General features: G+C 44.3%; 19 protein-coding genes. 3 read left to right on the top strand and 16 right to left on the bottom strand.

The window, feature by feature from the left end:
• Nucleotides 1–17 precede the first annotated feature (17 nt).
• From PTQ21_RS20195 to PTQ21_RS20170, 6 genes are all read right to left on the bottom strand, one after another.
• Nucleotides 18–830 carry an ABC transporter permease gene (locus PTQ21_RS20195; protein WP_079696120.1) on the bottom strand — a complete coding sequence of 271 codons (813 nt, stop codon included), beginning with the start codon at nucleotides 828–830 and terminating at the stop codon, nucleotides 18–20.
• Complete coding sequence (locus tag PTQ21_RS20190) at nucleotides 827–1672, bottom strand: ABC transporter permease (RefSeq protein WP_090807487.1); 846 nt, start codon at nucleotides 1670–1672, stop codon at nucleotides 827–829. The genes PTQ21_RS20195 and PTQ21_RS20190 overlap by 4 nt, the downstream gene beginning before the upstream one ends.
• A gap of 42 nt (nucleotides 1673–1714) precedes the next feature.
• Nucleotides 1715–2725: an aliphatic sulfonate ABC transporter substrate-binding protein gene (locus PTQ21_RS20185; protein WP_063565090.1), complete on the bottom strand. Its 1011-nt coding sequence runs from the start codon at nucleotides 2723–2725 to the stop codon at nucleotides 1715–1717.
• Nucleotides 2726–2779: 54 nt separating this feature from the next.
• Nucleotides 2780–3556 carry an ABC transporter ATP-binding protein gene (locus PTQ21_RS20180; protein ID WP_063565091.1) on the bottom strand — a complete coding sequence of 259 codons (777 nt, stop codon included), beginning with the start codon at nucleotides 3554–3556 and terminating at the stop codon, nucleotides 2780–2782.
• Nucleotides 3557–3738: 182 nt separating this feature from the next.
• Nucleotides 3739–4413 (bottom strand): TetR/AcrR family transcriptional regulator, encoded by a 675-nt coding sequence (locus PTQ21_RS20175; protein WP_063565092.1) that lies wholly within the window; start codon nucleotides 4411–4413, stop codon nucleotides 3739–3741.
• 49 nt (nucleotides 4414–4462) lie between these two features.
• On the bottom strand, nucleotides 4463–5692 hold the full coding sequence (locus PTQ21_RS20170) for an aminopeptidase (RefSeq protein WP_420800379.1): 1230 nt from the start codon (nucleotides 5690–5692) through the stop codon (nucleotides 4463–4465).
• 305 nt (nucleotides 5693–5997) lie between these two features.
• Here PTQ21_RS20170 and PTQ21_RS20165 point away from each other — a divergent pair, with 305 nt between their 5' ends.
• On the top strand, nucleotides 5998–6138 hold the full coding sequence (locus tag PTQ21_RS20165; protein WP_157258453.1) for a hypothetical protein: 141 nt from the start codon (nucleotides 5998–6000) through the stop codon (nucleotides 6136–6138).
• A gap of 232 nt (nucleotides 6139–6370) precedes the next feature.
• Nucleotides 6371–7645, top strand: coding sequence for a stalk domain-containing protein (locus tag PTQ21_RS20160; RefSeq protein WP_274566886.1), 1275 nt, complete (start codon nucleotides 6371–6373; stop codon nucleotides 7643–7645).
• A 107-nt stretch (nucleotides 7646–7752) separates the two neighbouring features.
• On the opposite strand, the gene PTQ21_RS20155 is transcribed toward PTQ21_RS20160, so the two are convergent.
• The 7 genes from PTQ21_RS20155 to PTQ21_RS20125 all read right to left on the bottom strand — a co-directional run bounded on the left by PTQ21_RS20155 (nucleotide 7753) and on the right by PTQ21_RS20125 (nucleotide 14779).
• Complete coding sequence (locus PTQ21_RS20155; RefSeq protein WP_072732788.1) at nucleotides 7753–8253, bottom strand: GNAT family N-acetyltransferase; 501 nt, start codon at nucleotides 8251–8253, stop codon at nucleotides 7753–7755.
• 211 nt (nucleotides 8254–8464) lie between these two features.
• Nucleotides 8465–8773, bottom strand: coding sequence for a hypothetical protein (locus PTQ21_RS20150; RefSeq protein WP_063565096.1), 309 nt, complete (start codon nucleotides 8771–8773; stop codon nucleotides 8465–8467).
• 15 nt (nucleotides 8774–8788) lie between these two features.
• Nucleotides 8789–9973 (bottom strand): aminotransferase-like domain-containing protein, encoded by a 1185-nt coding sequence (locus PTQ21_RS20145; RefSeq protein ID WP_063565097.1) that lies wholly within the window; start codon nucleotides 9971–9973, stop codon nucleotides 8789–8791.
• 191 nt (nucleotides 9974–10164) lie between these two features.
• The gene (locus PTQ21_RS20140; protein ID WP_269056312.1) at nucleotides 10165–11319 is read right to left on the bottom strand and encodes an NAD(P)/FAD-dependent oxidoreductase; all 1155 of its coding nucleotides are present in this window, start codon (nucleotides 11317–11319) and stop codon (nucleotides 10165–10167) included.
• Nucleotides 11320–11377: 58 nt separating this feature from the next.
• A complete protein-coding gene (locus PTQ21_RS20135) occupies nucleotides 11378–12103 on the bottom strand; it encodes an SAM-dependent methyltransferase (RefSeq protein WP_063565099.1) in 726 nt (241 codons plus the stop codon).
• A gap of 279 nt (nucleotides 12104–12382) precedes the next feature.
• Nucleotides 12383–13363 (bottom strand): aldo/keto reductase, encoded by a 981-nt coding sequence (locus PTQ21_RS20130; RefSeq protein ID WP_064638520.1) that lies wholly within the window; start codon nucleotides 13361–13363, stop codon nucleotides 12383–12385.
• A 249-nt stretch (nucleotides 13364–13612) separates the two neighbouring features.
• Nucleotides 13613–14779, bottom strand: a complete 1167-nt coding sequence (locus PTQ21_RS20125; RefSeq protein WP_274566883.1) for an MFS transporter — start codon at nucleotides 14777–14779, stop codon at nucleotides 13613–13615.
• A 210-nt stretch (nucleotides 14780–14989) separates the two neighbouring features.
• Between PTQ21_RS20125 and PTQ21_RS20120 the strand changes: the two genes are divergently transcribed.
• Entirely contained in the window at nucleotides 14990–15538 is a 549-nt protein-coding gene (locus tag PTQ21_RS20120) for a TetR/AcrR family transcriptional regulator (RefSeq protein ID WP_274566882.1), read from the top strand.
• Nucleotides 15539–15647: 109 nt separating this feature from the next.
• Here the strand turns inward: PTQ21_RS20120 and PTQ21_RS20115 are convergent, their stop codons facing one another.
• Genes PTQ21_RS20115 through PTQ21_RS20105 form a run of 3 tightly spaced genes read right to left on the bottom strand, consistent with a single transcriptional unit; the run spans nucleotide 15648 to nucleotide 19148 of the window.
• Complete coding sequence (locus tag PTQ21_RS20115; protein ID WP_063565103.1) at nucleotides 15648–16742, bottom strand: Ger(x)C family spore germination protein; 1095 nt, start codon at nucleotides 16740–16742, stop codon at nucleotides 15648–15650.
• On the bottom strand, nucleotides 16739–17809 hold the full coding sequence (locus tag PTQ21_RS20110) for a GerAB/ArcD/ProY family transporter (protein ID WP_063565104.1): 1071 nt from the start codon (nucleotides 17807–17809) through the stop codon (nucleotides 16739–16741). Before PTQ21_RS20110 ends, PTQ21_RS20115 begins: the two co-directional genes overlap by 4 nt.
• Nucleotides 17802–19148 carry a spore germination protein gene (locus PTQ21_RS20105; RefSeq protein WP_063565105.1) on the bottom strand — a complete coding sequence of 449 codons (1347 nt, stop codon included), beginning with the start codon at nucleotides 19146–19148 and terminating at the stop codon, nucleotides 17802–17804. The genes PTQ21_RS20110 and PTQ21_RS20105 overlap by 8 nt, the downstream gene beginning before the upstream one ends.
• Nucleotides 19149–19253: the final 105 nt, after the last annotated feature.

Here is a 19253-nt window from a genome sequence, read left to right as displayed (position 1 = left end):
TTGTTTCGATTTTTGGATTATCCCTTGAACGTATCTCGCCAGCTTAGCCATCTGTCTTCAAGCAGTCGCACAGCCGAATCCGAGAGCTTGCCTACAACCGCAAAGACTACAATACCGACAAATACAATATCCGTTTGTGAGTAAGCACGAGCATCCTGTATCATGTAGCCGACGCCTGCACTGGTTCCCATCATTTCAGCAACAACAAGGACTAGCCACGCCGCGCCCAAAGACAGTCTCACTCCTAGCAGAATATTAGGAAGTGCCGCAGGGATAATGAGCTTGCCAAGGAGCTCCCATCTTGAATACTGGTAAATCCGGGAGACTTCAATCAGCTTCATATCAACGTTTCGTATACCGAGAAATGTATTCACATAAACAGGAAAAAACGCGCCTAGCGAGATCATTAGAATTTTTGAAAACTCTCCTACACCAAACCATAAAATGAATAATGGAATGAGGGAAAGAAGCGGGATCATCCGCAGCATTTGTAATGAGGGGTCAAGTGTGCGCTCCGCTAATTTCCCAAGCCCTGTAGATAGACCAAGCATGAGCCCGGTAGCTGTTCCAAGCAGAAAACCCAAGCCCGCTCGATAGGAGCTGATCCCGAGATGTTCCAGCAACTCGCCGTTCAAGATTAGACGGATGAACTGCTCTGCAATCTTGGAAGGAGCAGGTAGCATGGTCGCTGAAACCAGCTGAAGGGCAGAAGACAATTCCCAGATGAGGAGAATAGCCAACGGAATAATCCACCCGTGAAGACGACCCGGAATTCTGCTCAGCCAATCTCCTGCTCGTTCGGTTTGTTTATCAATCTCCAGCTTGCTCATTTTGCTTCTTCTCCTTTAAAACCGTCATGCCACCGTAGCGCTCTCGCCTCCAGAAGCTTAATGATAGAATCTGACAGTTTGCCGACGACAGCAAAAACAATGATTCCCACGAACACTACAGTGGTGAGTGAGAACGATCTAGCATCATTGATCAGATATCCCAAGCCTGCACTAGAACCCATCAATTCGGCAACGACCAGACCCAGCCAGGCGACACTGACGGATAAACGTATCCCCAGAAAGATATTCGGCAGAGATGCTGGAAGAATTAACTTCGTGATCATCTGCCATTTGCTGAATTGCAGCACCTTTCCTACATCAAATAACTTGCTGTCAACGGATCGGATACCCAGAAAAGTATTAACATACAGTGGAAAGAAAGAGCCTTTGGCTATCAGCAGCAATTTTGAAGTTTCACCGAAACCGAACCACAAAATGAACAAGGGGGCAATGGCCAAGTGCGGCAGCGTCCGCAGCATTTGAAAAGAAGGGTCCAACAGTCGCTCTGTCTTGTAAGAAAATCCGACCCACAAGCCCATGCTTAGACCAAGACCGCCTCCAATCAGAAAACCAAGCAGAGCTCTCCACGTCGATATGCCCAAATGCCTCACAAGTTCACCCGTCTCCGTCATGCTGACAAGCTCTTTCCATATGCTGCTTGGCGTTGGAAGCAGAACCGGGTTCAAATATCCCATAGCCCCGGCTACTTCCCACACGATTAACAAAGACACCGGAACGATAAGCCCTAGTACCATATTGCTAGCTCTTAAGTAAAGCTTTCGCCTCTTAACCGAGTTTTTCTTTTGAATTAAAGGGGGAATAACTGCCTTTTCTGCACGCATTTGCATCTAGTGAACGCCTCTCTTCTATAGGGGTCATTATGTTTATTTCAGTGGATCCTTGAGAGCTGCGTCGATATATTGATTGTCCGTTATAGTTTTGATCACAACCTGATTCCGAATGTTCTTCACTTTATATTGAAAATCCGCTGTTTGCTGCATTTCATCTACGATATCTTCATTAACTGGCGTGTTAATCATCCGGGAACGTTCGAATGTCCCACTAATAACACTGGCAGGAACATTACGTTCAGCTGCATATCTGTCGATCGCTTCGGTTTCATGCTCGCTTTCCCACTTCAATGCTTTATTAACTACCTTCAAGTACAGAGTAACAAGCTCTGGATGCTCCTCTGCAAAATCAGATCCCGCGATCGTAAACGAAGGAGACAATACGCCAAGCTGCTCTCCGTCAGACAACACTTTTCCTTTTCCCGTTAAGGTATTAAGTGTAATGTAAGGGTCCCATGTCGCCCAGGCATCCACACTGCCGGTTTCAAACGCAGACTGTGTCTCGTCGGGCTGTAGCTGAATGATTTCAAAATCTTTATCTGTTAAACCGGACTTCTCCAAGCCACGGTATAGAAAGTTATATGCATTGCTTCCTTTTGTCACGGCAATCTTCTTGCCTTTCAAGTCACTAAGTGACTTGGCGGTACTACCGGCAGGTACAATAATTGCAACGTTATTTTTTCCGTCTAGAACTTGCGATACGATTTTGAAAGGAATATTCGCTGCTTGTGCTGCGATAATTGGCATGTTCCCCAGGCTGGCGATATCCAGCTTATTGGAAGCAATAGCCTCTGTCATGGGCGGTCCGCTCTGAAACTCAATCCACTCCACTTTGGCCCCTGTTTTTTCAAATTCTTGTTCAAACCATTTTTCTTCACGTGCTTTACCGAATAAGCCCCCACTTCCCTGAATCCCAATTTTGACGGTTACATTTTGGCTCTTGCCTGAACCACTTGCGTTTTCATTTGAACTTTTGGTTGCACAAGCCATAGTCAATAAAGACAACGCGAGCACCATAACAAGAACTAGATGAGATTTTTTCATATAAACCACTCTCCCTTTAATATGCTGTACATTCTTCTTATCCTTTGGACAATGCTATATACCGCCGCCTACATCATATAAAGGCTCATCCACTTTTTCGAACTCATTTAATACCAGTCTCCGCATCTCCTGAAATGCACTGCTTGATCTTTTTCGAGGAAAAGGTAAATCAATCGAGAGAATACTCCGAATATGACCTGGACGCGGATTCATAATGACGACTCGTTCCCCTAGGAAGACGGCTTCATCGAGATCGTGGGTTACAAACAACATTGTTGTTCCATTGCGTTGCCAAATATCAAGCAGTACTTCCTGCAAATGAGACCGAGTAAATGCGTCGAGCGCTCCAAAAGGCTCATCCAGCAACAATACATCCGGGTTACGCAGCAAAGCTCTGGCAATGGCGACGCGCTGTGCCATACCTCCTGACAATTCACGAGGATATGATTTTTCAAACCCTTTTAAACGGACCAGTTCAATTAGTTCCTCCACCTTTCGGCGGACAACAGGATCTCTAAGAGAGAGATTGGCTGCAATGTTTTTCTCCACCGTTAACCATGGAAATAGCCGGGGCTCCTGAAAAATGAATCCTTTCTCTATGCTGGGGCCTGCAATCGGTTTGCCGTTGAGCAGCACAGTTCCCGTATACTGTGTATCTAAGCCAGCCACAATTTTAAGCAAAGTGCTTTTTCCACATCCGCTCGGACCAATGATAGTTACTAATTCACCTTTTCGAACTTTGAGCTGAATGTTGTTTAACGCAATGATTTCGCCTACAGGGGCGACAAACGTTTTGTTCAGGTCACTGATCATAAGCATATCCCCAGACATTAAAGACACCCTTTCACATTTAATCAATAATACTTACATGTTTACTTGGTTTTGAGGCAAAAAAAAGAGATTTACCCCTTTCCACTGCAAATAAAGCGGGGCAGTGTAAATCTCTACGATTGCAAATCAACAAAGTGAATTTCGGTTCGTTTTGTTATACGATATATTACCAATACCATTTCTTACCTGTCAAACATTTTTTTATTTATGTAACTTAAATCGTTATTTCCTTCAAATAGACCAGCGGTTGATACCACTGTTTCTGGTTCCATAAAAAGACGAACAATTTTTTGGGGGTCAATATCTACTTGTATTTCATAACCGGGAGCGAGCTGCAAGGTCAGACCTTGAATCAGACTTACAAAATAAAATGCAAGTTGTCGAGTATCTCCTTGTATGATGCCGCCCGCCTCCTGTCCTTGGCGAAAAATCTCTGCCAAAGGTTCCAGATTGTCCGTAAATCTCTGGGTTGCAGCTTGTTTTATTTCAGTGCTGACGGCATGATTTGTTCGTATACTTTGGAGCATGATGGTGAAGGCCCAGTTACTCTCGTTTGATAACCACCCTTTGCTAATCTCGAATAGTTTTTCACGAGGATCTATATCCATGTCTGCTATTTGTGCAATAGTCCTCCCATACATCGTTTGTCCTCGACGCAGAACCTCACTGAAAATTTCGTCCTTCGAAGTAAAGTAGGTATAGATATTGCCTACGCTAAGTTTTGCTTCCTTGGCAATATCTTTAATATTGGTTGAATCAATCCCACGTTTCGCCATGGTTTGCAAGGCTGAATTTAAGATATGCTCAATGCGTTCCTTTCTCATTTGTTGGTCCTTCAGAATGTTTCTGGGTGACATTTGAATCCTCCTCGTTTTATTACCAATTATTGATCTATGATTATTAATTCTACGCCCAGTTACCGTTACGAAACACAGGTTCCAGGCCTCCATTTGCAAGTTCTCCGTCAATGTCCATATTAGCCGATCCAATCATAAAATCGACATGAATGAGGCTTGAGTTCACACCGTTCGCCGCCTTTTCCGCTTCAGTCATTTCGTTCCCTCCCTCAAGACAGAATGGATAAGCATTACCGATCGCGAGATGGTTGGATGCATTTTCGTCAAAGAGAGAGTTGTAAAAAACAAGCCCTGAGTCTGAAATCGGAGAATGATGCGGCACCAACGCAATCTCGCCCAGATAGACCGCACCTTCGTCGATGCTAATTAATCTTTTTAGCACCTCAAGCCCTTGCGTTGCTTGAATATTAATAATTTTCCCATTTTCAAACGTCAAGGAGAAATCATCAATTAGATATCCTTCATAACTTAGCGGCTTAGTACTGCGAACCGTGCCGTTCACCCCTTGCTTTAACGGAACAGTCCATACTTCTTCTGACGGAATGTTTGCCAAAAATGAAACACCCTTTTCGTTGATGTTATCCGCATCACTTACCCAGATATGTTTAGGCGACAGTTCTATCCGCAGATCCGTACCAGGTCCACGGTACCGAAGTGCTCGATACTTTTTACGATTAAGCTGCTCCGTCTTGTTTCTAAGCAGCTCAAGATGTGTCTTCCATGCCTCAACGGGGTCTTCCGAATTAATCCGCGTAACGTTAAAGATAGCTTTCCACATCGTATCAATCAAATGCTCCTCGGCAACATCAGGAAACACCTTGGCTGCCCAAGCCGTTGATGGAACCGTAACTATAGACCAACTGACCTTGTTGGACATGCCGTAGCTGCGAAATTTGGCTAATGCCTTACCTTTGGATGCATTCAAATTCATGATCCGCTGTGGATCTATTCCATGTAGAAGATCGGGATTGGGTGCTGTGATCGTCAGGAAAGCAGCATTATTTTCGGCAAAATTCTCCCAACCGGCTGCACGGAACACCGGATATTCATGGAACACCGAATCAGGAGCAAGTTCATATTTTAAACGCGTAATCTCATCGTCATTCCACTCGATATAGACATCATGAGCGCCGGCCTCATAAGCATGTTTCACAACAAGTCGAACAAACGGAGCAGCCGATATTGGCGCGGTTATGACAAGCGTTTGTCCCCTCTGAACATGAACACCCACGTTGACCACGAGTGCTGCGTAACGCTCTAATTGTTCACGGAAGTCCAATCGCATTCTCCTCCTCCTGACTAAAATTAATATACCTGTTTTAATTATTACTCTTCATAATATCATTCGTTAATATTCCAGCCTATGATTTACTACCCTGCCAATATAAATCCTTCGAACCAAATAGAAAATCAGAAGTTTCTGTCCGAAGGGACAATTATTGCTCCGCCCATTTAATCCAACAATTAGGCGTATACATAAGTATACAGAGCATGATTAACATATGTTGAAATAAAATTGATTCTCGGGGTGACGTCGTGGCCAAAGGCAAAAGAAATAACCTGATGAACGAGGAGCTAACTTCCTTGGAATTAGCTAAAATCGGACTAACGTTAAACGTGATCGGGGATATACTTGGTTATTTCTCGATCCTCAAAGCGGAGGAAGAAGCAGCGAATCTGGCTGCCGATACGAATAAAATGGGTAATACCACAGCTGTAAAATGAGCATTCAACTTCCTCTGATTTCATTCCCTTTAAAAATAAAAAAATGGAAATGCGATTATGCGCAAAGAAACCGAAATTGTACGAATTTCCGTTTCTTTGCGTATTTACTTTAACCCATCATATCTTGTAATTGGAACTCTATGAAAATTTTGCTATACTATTTTATGCTAGATTACGATTCAGATGAGATGCAATTCTACTATATTTGATGAGTTGGAGGAATGCAAAAAACATGTTACATACACGAATAGGAAAGACTGCTGCTGCCACTATTCTTGCCATATCCTTACTCGGAACCACTGCAAACCTTAATGATGCCTATGCTGCACCGGCCATTTCGGTCTTGCTAGATGATGTTCCTCTGAAATTCGATGCAGCCCCTCTGATTGATAAAGGTGTTACCTATGTCCCTTTCCGGACGGTTGGCGAAGCCCTGGGAATTAGCATTACATGGAACAGTAAGGCGCAAACCGTGAAAGCGATTGGAAAGGTAAAAGGTCAAGCGACAGAAGTCCTTCTTCAAGTGGGAAGCACCACAGCAACCGTCAATGGAGAAAAAGTTAAGCTCGCAGCGCCACCCGTTCAGCGGGAAGGTCGTGTGCTTATTCCACTTAGTTCGTTCAGTAGTCAGTTCGGTGTTAATGTAGGCTGGAACCAGTCAACTCGTACCGTCTCTCTTGTTTCACCTCAACGTGAAATGCATTTGAGAGCCTTCTATGCGCTGCAATCCTATAAGGAAATCGATTTGGTACCATCCATGAACTCCGTCGCTTTTGGCTGGAGTCGCATCGATCGTGAAGGTCAATTTACGCTTCAGGGTGATGAGTATCAAATTCCTGCTGCTGCCGGTGACGTTACACCTAAATCCATCGTTGCTGATACAGCGAAACAGAGTATTAAACCGTATCTTATGGTTTATTCTTTGGATGGAAACGGGGAACTGACCAAGGTGTTGAGTGACAGCAGCATGCGCCAGAAGTCCATTGAGGGCATAACTGCTGCCATAGCTGAGAATGGTTTCGGAGGGGTTGTTCTTGATTTTGAAGGACTAGGTTTTAAGCTAGACGCAGTAGAGCAGCAGAAGCTGCTGAACAATTATGTCAAACAATTGAAGGATTCCTTGCCTAAAGACATCGCTTTATCTTTGGCTGTACCTCCATTAAATAGTGCATATAAAGGCTATGATTACAAAACGCTCGCTTCGTTGGCAGACGACATCATCATTATGGCTTACCAATATAATCCGGTCGGCACCAAATCGCAGGTTCCTGAGCCAAACAGTCTTGTGGATCAGGCCATCCAGCTTGCGTTAGATGCTGGCGTTTCCAAACAAAAGCTTTTGCTCGGTATTAGCTTAAATAGTGAAACCTCATCTTCCATAGATGATAAACTGGGTCTTGCCAAGCGGTATGATCTAAAAGGGGCAGCCTTTTGGCGCCTTGGCTTATTCCGTACCTACAATAATCAGATGGAAGACGCTGTCAATGCCTCTGTTATAAAAGAGTAAAGGAATTTAGATATTCTTGATTCCATTAACTTTTCACACACCAAAAAAACGAACCGAAATCTCTGGATGCTGACAAGAGATTTCGGTTCGTTTGTTATAGATGATATCTATGCGTTCAATGAGGAATGCTCGTTTCTTTGGGTTGCACTGAGTACCAGATCTTTCTGATAAGCAAGTACTCGATCCCAATCCCCGTGAAAAATCGGTATCCGATAGTACCCAACTCTTTCATAAAGGGCCGCCGCCTCAGGCTGTTTGGGGCCAGTCTGCAGCTTCAGATTGGTGTAGCCGAATTCGAGCGCAAGACGTTCTGCTTCGGCCAGAATGGCCTGGGCCACACCTTTACGACGGAAATCCGAACGTGTATACATACGCTTGACCTCCACAGATGTATCATCAAGGGGCCTGATGGCTCCGCAGCCTACCGGATATCCATCCAAACGCGCGACAATAAAGGCTGCTCGCGGTGTCTCCACATCGGATGGCTGAAATCCCGCTGTCCCATCGCCGCCATATAACAATCCCAGTTCTTCGCTTAGCTCCTTGATTAAAAGTTCCGAATCCTCGCTTCGAATATCTTCGGCGGCAGCAAGTACGATCGACGACATTGCGTAAAACCCCTTTCCCTCATTGGATTTATTGGATTTTGTGATTTATATAAATTATCACGAACAGGTCCTAAGCGTCAATTCCCCATCGATTGAATATTTCAATAAGCAAACTGACGAATAGATTCAGAACAAAAAAGTCGCCAGATTGGCGACTCTCCCGACACTTTTATGGTTACAATTGACGGATGACTTCATTCCAAGCCTCTGCTTACCCTTCAACCACATCGGATCGCAAATCCGTTGCAACTTCAATCATTTGCGGAACGACAGCTTCATTGACAATGGCAACATACAGATCTCCCATATACAGACGAAATGGAATCTGCAGGTTCTCATACGTCCACATGAAGAAATCCCCATCGATGGACATGACGCTCTCCGGTCCCTGGACGGTAAGAACAGGTGAGTACGTGAAGTCCGGTTTGGATGCAAAATACTGTTTGCATTCTTCCAAGGAGATGGATTGCTCCTCGTTATTTTCTTGCATGGATCGAGTGATCCGAAAACGTTGATTCATGAAATATGCCTCCAATTAGAATTTGTGCAGAACCTGTCCCAGAATTTCGATGCCCTTCACAATTTGCTCATCGGAAGGTGTTGAGAAATTAAGTCTGATGGCATTGCAGGGTTCGTTCTCATCGACGAGAAAAGCTGTTCCCGGAACAACCGCTACACCTTCCGCAGCAGCTGTTTTGGCATAATCCAGCATCGGGATATGAGCCGGCAGATCACACCAGAGGAACAGCCCTCCATCCGGTTGAGTAAAGGTAATGGACTCACCCATATGCTCCTGCAGCTTGTCAATCATCAAGGCAGACTTCCTGCGATAAATCGCACGGATACTGCTGATATGCTCTGCATAGTTATACTCAGTCATGAACTTGTGTGCCAGAATCTGCGGCAGCATGGCTGTATGTACATCCTCTCCCTGTTTGGCAACAACCATCTTCTGAACAACCTCGGAAGGAGCCAGAACATAACCAACACGCAAGCCAGCGGACAGAATCTTGGAGAAGGAACCTACGTAAATAACCAGACCTTCATCATCCATCGACTTAATTGTCGCTACATCTTCTCCACGAAACCGAAGTTCTCCGTAAGGGTTATCTTCTAGGATCATAACTCCATACTTCTTGGCAAGATCATAAATTGCCTTGCGCTTCTCCAGGCTGGTGGTAAAACCTGTAGGGTTTTGGAAGCTCGGAATCACATAGATCATCTTTACATTCTGCTCGGTTTGCAGGGCATGCTCCAGCTTCCCGATATCCATACCGTCCGTCTCCATCGGAACGCCGACCAGGTTTGCACCTGAAGCCCGGAAAGAGTTCAGTGAACCGATAAAGCTCGGGCTCTCACAGATAATCGTATCGCCTTCATTGCAGAATACTTTACAAGCAAGTTCAATTCCTTGCTGTGCTCCAGATACAATGAACAGTTCATCCGATGCTTTGCCCGTGTCAAAGCCTGTCTTCAGATGTGTAGTCAATGTATCACGCAGCGGGGCATAGCCTTCGGTAATTCCGTATTGCAGTGCTGTTACCGGGTCCTGTTCCAGAATCGATTGAGTGAATGTGCGAATCGCCTCAATAGGGAACGTCTCCGGAGCGGGATTCCCCGCAGAGAACGGAATTACATTTTGGCCCGAAGAAGCCTTCAGGATCTCACGAATGATGGAAGGCTGCAATGCAGCAATCCGGTTGGAAAATGAATAGTTCATCTTAAAATAATGCCTCCCGAATTCAAGTCTAACTCTTGTCTCTATAACTACAATTAGATTCTATTATACGAGTATTTGGCAGAATTCTAAACGGTCTCGTCAAAATCGGCAAAGAAACAACAAAAAGAGGCAGGCATAAGCCGCCCCCTACTCCTACGGATTTTACTTTATGGATGTCACTTTGCTGCCATCTATGATCGATGGACAAGATTGATTTCTGATAACCGTGTTGCCTTCACCAGATAAGTCGCCAGACCAGGTACCATCCGGGCCAAACCAGGATAGAATTTATTCGTTTTGGCAAAAGCCAGCTTCTGAATTCTTCGTGCACGCCGGAGCAGTCGGGAGAATTCAAGATTGGCTTCTTTCGAATACTCTTGCTGCCATTGCGTAAAGCTGATCTTCCTTTGAAGATACCTGTCAGTCCATTCAGCACACAGCAGTGAGGAACGAAGTGCAATGGACATCCCGTCACCACACAGGGGAGGGATCATCAGCATCGCATCCCCAATATGAGGATATTGGGACCACGGTTCAGGAACATTGGATAGATGGAGTGGTGCAATCGAGACCTGTGTTCCTGGAACTGGGCTTCCCTCAGCAAGCCTCGCGGCCAATCTTTCGTTGGTTAGGGACGCTGCCTGCAAAATATCCTCTACAGACTTGCCGCTTCCCCGCACCGTATCAAGTGTCAGCAATGCAGCTACATTTGCGATACCCTCCTCAATCGGTGAAATGCCGACATACCCTCCCTTGCAAAAATATAACTCTACCCGTTGCGGGATGGTGATCCCCCGATAGTGTGATTTGACACCAACATATGCTGTTTTATCCCGCAGCTCTGCTGGCGAGGTCATCCCGCGCGGCTTCTTCGCGCCATGGGCTCCAATAACGGTTTTTGCTCTATACTGAATTCGTTCATGTCCTTGTTTGGCTTCGATTTCATAGCTACAATCATCTAACTGCTGAATGTTGGTTATCGTTGCCTTCGTAACGATCTCAACGCCTGCGGCTGTAGCCTGCTCGTGTAAAATCCGATCCAGCTCATATCTGCTAATCCCATAGGCCAATCCCGGCAAAGGCGCCACGATCTCCCCGCCCTGAGGCATAATGATCTTGGCATGATCCAGCGTACTCGGCTTTATCTCTTGTTCACTAAGGTTGATCCCCAAATAATCCAGCATCTCCGTTGTCTCAGGCGACATAAATTCACCGCATGTTTTGTGACGTGGAAATTCCTGCCGATCCAGCAGCAGTGTCCGATGCCCTTGCCTGGCAAGCTGCAACGCACAGGTACTGCCGGCAATTCCCGCTCCGATGACTATGGCATCCAATGGTGTAGACACGTAAGAACACCCGCCTTTCATTGTCCATTTATGATAACTGCCTATTGATGTAATGATGCTATGATAACGTCCCTTGATGGGGTATCACGACAGAATAGCGGAACAACGGCTTCCATTCATAGGTCAGCGTGTCATGGTTCAACTGCTGTTTCAATTCTCGCCAATCCCTTCCCGTGAAGCCTTTTGCAACAGACAGCGGTCCATCATGACGAATATACCGATTGCGTGAGATAATTCGAGTGGTTACCCAGACAGCCGCATAAGATATGGGATGCCGATGGATATCGTTAATGACAACGCCATATTTGGAGGCACGCAGCATATGCGAGACCATCTCCACGAGTTGCTTTCCTTCAAAATGATGGACAAATTGCGAGCCGGTTACGATGTCTGCTGAGGCATCCGGCAATTCCTTGACATCGGCACGCCGAACCTTGATTCTCGGTTCATTCCGGAAAAGGTTTCTCGCTTGCTCACATGCCTCCTCTGTCAGATCGACCAGAGTAATCTCAAGCTTAACTCCCTTCTGGTCCGCCCAGCGCAATAACTTCTGGTTTACATCACCTGAACCTGCTCCCACATCAAGAAGGGTCAGCGTAGTTGGACTGCCAATCGCTTTCCATAACTTTTCCACCCCTGCGCGGGTTGGAGCGGGAGCAGCAAATATTTTGTTCAGCCTTCTCAGATGTTTGAGCGCTTCGCTCAATTCTTCTCCCCCCATGGAGAAATCGTCCATCAACTCGTCTTCCTTTGCCCGTACGGAAAGTGTTCTAAAGAAGGACATGATCCCGCTCCTTTACAGCTGTATATTGTGAATGATTTTCTCCAATTAACAATTATCCCCTTAACCAAGCCTTATAATCGTAAGCACTGCGATATGTTATTTTACGAAGACTTCCTCCATCTCAGAATGCTTAATTCCATTACACTCTAAAACGAATTTATTCGATGCTGCATTGCCAGATAAAAAATAAAGAAGCCGCCAATTAGGCGACTTCTGTTTGTATATGTGATGAACCTGTTAATTTACGTTTTTTCCATCTTCCTTATCCAATCATCTTGATTATTGATGACCAACAATTCGGTGAGGCACATAGGGTTCTTCTAACGATGCTATTTCTTCAGGTGTTAGCTTAATCGAAAGAGCGGCTACGCCATCCTCCAGATGCGATATTTTGGTAGCACCAATGATGGGAGCTGTGACTGGTTCCTTTTGCAGTAACCAGGCAAGTGCGATTTGTACACGAGGAACCCCATGCTTCTCAGCAATCGCGGCAACCTGATCAATGATCAATCGGTCGGTATCTGCAGTTGCATCATATTTTTGCTTTGCAATCTGATCGGTTTCGGAACGATGTGTTTTTTCCTGAGGGTCTCTTGTCAATCGGCCTCCCGCAAGCGGACTATACGGAATCACACCGATTTTCTCAGCTTTACAGAGCGGAAGCATCTCTCTTTCTTCCTCACGATAGATAAGATTGTAGTGATCCTGCATGGATACAAAGCGGGTCCACCCATTTTGCTCAGCTACATGTAACGCTTTCAAAAACTGCCACGCGTACATCGCAGAAGCGCCTATGTATCTTACCTTTCCTGCTTTGACCACATCATGTAAGGCTTCCATCGTCTCTTCAATGGGTGTAGTGTAATCCCAACGATGGATCTGATACAAATCCACATAATCTGTTTCCAGCCGCTTCAGGCTTTTATCTATCTCACTCATAATGGCCTTACGGGAAAGTCCGGCACCATTTGGGCCTTGGTGCATACGACCATTAATTTTCGTTGCAAGTACAATTTCATCTCGATTGGCATAGTCACGTAAGGTGCGCCCAATCACTTCCTCGCTGGTTCCAGCTGAATATACATTTGCTGTATCAAAAAAATTGATGCCTAAATCCAACGCCTTTTTAATAACGGGACGACTGTTCTCTTCATTAATGACCCATTGATGGCCTCCAGGAACGGCTGTACCAAATCCCATACAGCCCAAGCACAGACGGGACACATCCAGACCTGTATTGCCAAGCTTCACATAATCCATTTGCGTATTCCTCGCTTTCGGATGGTTTTTGCTACCTTTGCAGATAGCTCTGATGCCTGCATAAGATACACACGGAAGAATAACTATTCTTGAGTATAGTATTAAGCATGAGAAAAAATCTCGCAATTCCCAAATGGCTATAAAACGTGCATTAGTAAACAACACGATGGGAAATGTTCATTATGTGGTAAGCAAGATGATGAATAATGAACATTTCCCTTTTGTGTATGTCACTTAAGGTTGCTTAGCTTACATGTTGTTTTTTACGGGGTCAAATAATCGAATTCTCAGCAAAATGGATAACAGACTTAGTACCAGGAACAATACACCTCCAAGCACGATGTACTGTGTGCCAATCCCCGAGATGAACAGCCCGCCTACAGCAGTTCCCAAGGTTATTCCCAAATTACCGCATGAAAGGAACAAACCATTCGAGAAATCGGGCGCTTCTGGCGCGGCAGAGGTGATCCAATACTGACCAATTAGATTGCTTATTGCATAACATACTCCCCATAAAATCACGGTTAAAATCATAGGTCCAGTGGACGTGCCCGTCCAAAAGGATAAAAGATATACGATGCCCAATACTACGGGAAAAAGTATAACGGTTTTACGTGTGTTTTTAGAAAGCAGCCTGCCTCCCACCACGTTTCCCACTAGACTGGCTAAACCATATATAAATAACACGATACTCAATGTTTTTCCCGAAATATGAGTGATAGAGCCCAAGTACTCTGCGATGTAACTATTCACACTTGCTGGTGCCGAAGCCATAAGGATCACTGCAGCGATGGCTAGCCAAGTGATACCTCTTTTTAAGATTCCCAATTGTGTTCCATACGCAAGTTTTTCCTTAACAGGCATAGAGGGGATAAATATCCATGTACCCAGAAATGCCAACGCGTTTACGATCGCAAAGAATACCATTGCCATTTCTACCGATGTTCCATTCGCGATATAGTTTGTGATTGGTACGCCAAGTACCATTCCTGCGGTGACTCCAAGCATTACTTTAGATACCGCTTTGGGAGCTTCTTCACAGCTTACAGAGGTCGCTGCTACGGTCAAAGCCAATGAACAATAAATGGGATGGAAAAAGCCCGGAATGATACGAGCCACGAGGGCAACGGTGAACGTTGGTGCAAAGATGGAAATAATATTACATACAACAAAAATACCGAGCACGAGTAACATCACTGTTTTACGGTTTATACCGGAAAATAATAAAGGCATCGTAGGACCCGCAATCGCAACAGCGAGTGCAAAGAGACTCACGAGCAAGCCAGCCTTGGAAACACTGACATGAAAATAATCAGCTATTTGAGGTAATATCCCAATGACGCCCATCTCTGTAGTTAGGATGCCGAAAACACCGATAATTAATATATACATGAGTACATGATTTGATTTGACCACAAGCAAAACTCCTTCACTATTTCTGATTCATTCTCTAAACTTACGAATGGCGCAGATAAAAAATAAATGCACAAGAATGTATTTTTGCGCTTATGTGTATTATTATAGAAAGTACGTCTTATCTACAATGACTAAAAGATGATGATTTGTGCATTAGTGCACAGATCGTGGAAATTTGGATACAAACAGAGGAAAGTCAGGTGACTCGAAATGCCCAAAGTGGATCGAAGAATACTCAAATCTCAAGATGCCATTAAAAAAGCGTTGATTGAACTTATGTCTCAAAAGCATTTTGACCAGATTACGATTCAGGATATTTCCGACACAGCGAATGTTAGCCGCAGAACCATCTATCTTCACTATCTGGATAAGTATGATTTACTGGATAAGCTCATCGAGGAACATGTGAACGAACTACAGGTATTGTGTGAATCCGAATCTGAAACGAATGCTACAGATGGGGGAATGAGCTGGTTTGAATACTTTGAGAGCAACTATTTATTCTTTTCAGCTATGTTAACAAGTAAAGGAGCACCCTTCTTTCGCAGCCGTTTTCTCCAATTTGTCATCGAGGATATAAAGAACGGATGGGACATGAAAGAGGGAAAAAATCGCGGGATAAGTGAAGATATTTTGCTTCAATTCTTTGCGCCAGCGTATGTGGGAATTGTGGAATGGTGGTTTATAAACCAAATGCCCTATCCACCTCATGTCATGGAAGAACAAGTAAATACGTTATTGGAGCTGAATCTTTCATAAATAAAAACTCACGCTGAACCTTTCTGATATTATAAAAAAAGTCGCCACCAGGGCGACTTCATAACGGTATAGCATTTTCCTCGCTTATAGCGGAGTTAACAATGCTAAGCTATTTTTTTAACATTTGCCCCTGACTATCATTATCATTGGCATTTTCTTTAAAATAAATTTCGTTCAGAACGTTGACACGAACGTTGATCTTTTGCTCCAGCTTCGGAAACCACTTGGTTTTCCATTCCTTTAATTTCCCCTCCGACAGTTGGGGTCGAAATATCATGCCTACACCCAATACATCCGATTTAAAAGATTGAACCTTCCTTACCGTTTCATTAAACTGTTGGCTGATCTGTTCTTTCATTTCTTTCTCAATCACCGCGTTACCCTTACTTTCAGGGCTTTCCGTAATCACTACATTGAGAAGAATATCCGTCAGGATGGATGGCCCGTTCTCCGACCAGGAGGTCTTGTGTTTGATTTTGGTGTCTTGAATAAGAACACTCGTGTTCTGTGCCACTTCAATGGTTCCCCCTGAATATTTGCCTTTAAATAAATTAAACAAAAGTGTCTCTTCCTGATTGAGCGTTCCTACCATGCGGTCATCCCGCATCACGGCCGTGCCTTTAAAGGTGAACAAAGTTCGATCGCCGTTTTTGAGCATGGGGATGGCCATGTCTTCCGTATATGAATTTTGGTTTTGATAAGCTTCCCATATTCGGACGATGGATTGATTGGGCGTCCACCCGGCATCCTGGCTAAAAAAGTCGTAGGAAGAAATTTCAGGTGTTGGCGAAATTTGATGATACATCGTCTTCTCAAAATCACCGTCAATAACCCCTACCAAGCCTTTAATCGAGATATCATTCGCTCTCACAGCAAAATTGATGATGTTATCAATTCCCTGCTCTGCGACTTTCCTGTCGATTAGCAATAATCTCAAATGTACCAATTCGATGCTTTTTTCGGAATCCGTGCGAATCAAATCAATGGCTTTACTGATGGATTTCGCTTCTTTGTCAAGAATTTGGGTTTTGCCTGATGCATCGGGTATTTGGAGAATGATCCTGTATTTTTCCGTGTTTCCCTTTCCCACTCCCATGACAACAGGCAGATATTGTTTGTTAATATCCTTGGTATCCCAACATCCCGGAAGTAACATCATCATAGATAAGCCTACAATCAGAGTCTTGATGATGCGCATGTTCATGTACTCACCCTCTTTCGCTGCCATTGCGCCGCGAGGAATACAATGATTGGAAAACCGATAACGCTATAAACGCAAAAGAAAGAATTCAGGTACAGGTATGAATTCAAAGCGTTGACATCCGGTATCATGAGACTGAACACGTACAAGGTGAAGCACACCACGGAAAGAACCCATAATCGATTGATTTTCGGCATAAATAACTGATTCAGCAGGGACACCAGAATCCAGAGTAAAACGGAAACCTTTAGAACACCCAGCGCACTGGAGGCTACCACGTAGAAGCTTGGAAGCCAGTCAAATACAACCCACTCTAGATCAATGGTATCCGATGCCATAAGCATGGGATATTGCAAATGAATTACCGTTTCCTGACCGAATACGAGAAGCGGAACATATACAGATCCCAAAGCAAACACAAATATGATACCAACCGCAGCAGCTGCTTTACCAAAACTAAGCCGTTGCTTGGAGGGAATCATGCCAAGGAATAGGAACCCGGCTGAAATGACCGTACATACATAGAAATCCGAATTGGAGAAAAACGACATTCCACTATCCCAAATCGGAAAAATGTAGCTGATTCTGAAATTCTGGATGCTGATCATCATGGAGAAAAAAATGAATGGCATCAAGAGAATACACAATCCGATGCTCGCCCGAATCATGACCTCGAGTCCCTTCCAAACAGCATAGAAACACAGAACGATAAAGAGAGCTGATGTTGCTACTGGCGGTGTTCTCTGTAGTAATACAGCTTTGATTTCGACAGACTGGAAGTACATAAGCAATAACAGCTCGATATATAGGAAGATCAACATCGGCAGAACGATCAGTCTCGTTAGCCATTTGCCCAGTGATTCATTACAGATATCCACCACTGTTTTCCCCGGAAACTGCGACAACGCTTTTAAGTACATCCATAGAACCAGTAGCTCTGCCAAGAAGAGGATCGTTATGGGTTCCCAGTGTCCTTTTGAAGTCGCAGAGATGATCCGTTCAGGAAAGATGGCAAAGATCGAAGCGAGGTGAAGCAGAACAAACATAGTAAGAATCTGGGCTTTATTCATCCTGAGCCTTTCCTTTCACACTTAAACTTAAGTAGGGAACGGAGCAAGTACTCAACGAGGAAAAATACAATATAATCCAAATCATCGCAGCCTCAAGACCCCATATCCCAAAGAAGGAACTGATGATCATGACAACATATTTATACATTCGTATACCCGTCGTATTCATATAACCCGCCAGCACAAAATTAGCGATCGCAGAGGCAACTAGAATAATAATTAATAGATTACTGACAAGTTTAGCTTGGACAATGGCTTGACCCAACAGAATACCGCCAATCATGGTTATGGTGGGTCCGATGTTCTTTGGTAGTCGAATCGTGGCTTCGATAATCATCTCCAGAAGCAACATTACCAGCAGCATTTCGATCAACGAAGGATAAGGGACCCCTTCCCTGCTCTTGGCTACCGTGATGGCTAACTGGATTCGCAACAGTTCCGGGTTTACCGAATTAAGCACAATATACAGACCTGGAAGTGTGATAGCCAAAAGTGCACCAATCGCCCGGATGGTTCGTAAAAACACCTGAAATAGATACGGGTAGTTGACGTCCAACGTAGTTGACCACAAATCCGTTATGATCGCTGGGAAAGCAAAAGCAAACGAATATTGGTCAATCAAAATAACCACTTTTCCGTTCATCATATTCTGTACCATCTCACCCGGTAGCTCCGAAGAGATATACGTTGGCGTTATTGAGAATCTGGGATGCCCCAGTATACTAAGCAGGTCCCTTACCGTATTCAGTTCCTTATCTTTATTTTGTTCCAGCTTATCCCGAATTGCCGCAATGACTTTCGGTTGCGCAACTCCCTCAATGTACACCATGGCAATTTTCTTGGTAGACTGAACCCCTGTCTCTCTGCTTTCGATCACCAACTGGTCGGATATCATTTTTTTTCGCAACAAACCTATATTTTTATCAATATCTTCTGTAAAAGCATCGAATGCAGATTGAAGGGGATTTTCGCTCTCTGGCGAGCTTACGGACCGTGAAATTCCAGGAGGTTCCGGTTCAATGACTGCTGCTAATCCTTTTGTGCTGAACAACACAAGTTTCCCATGCAGGAGATTGTTGCATAGTTCGTCCAATGACATGGATGCTTCTTCTTCAAAAGGACTGAACATTTTCAGAAAAGATTCGTTCTCATTACCACTTGCCGCTTGATTTATTGTGGACAACGTTGTCGGAAGATCGACTAGCGTTTTCACGAAGTATGCTCTGAATTTCTGATTGGCGATAAGCACGTCTTTATTGCTGAAATCCGTGCTCTTTTCGAAACGGTCATAGAGTTGCTTTTCAATATCGTGAAGATCCTGTTCATGGATTCGCTGCAAATTTTACCACCTCTTCTGAAGTAGTATGTCGTTAAGAAAAAAGTTTATTCAGAAATTAACCTTGATTTACACTGTAATTTAGAAGCTTTTGTCTCTCTTTTATCA

The organism is Paenibacillus marchantiae (assembly GCF_028771845.1).
In the GTDB taxonomy this organism is placed as follows: domain Bacteria; phylum Bacillota; class Bacilli; order Paenibacillales; family Paenibacillaceae; genus Paenibacillus; species Paenibacillus marchantiae.
This window is presented reverse-complemented; position numbering and strand designations above follow the sequence as displayed.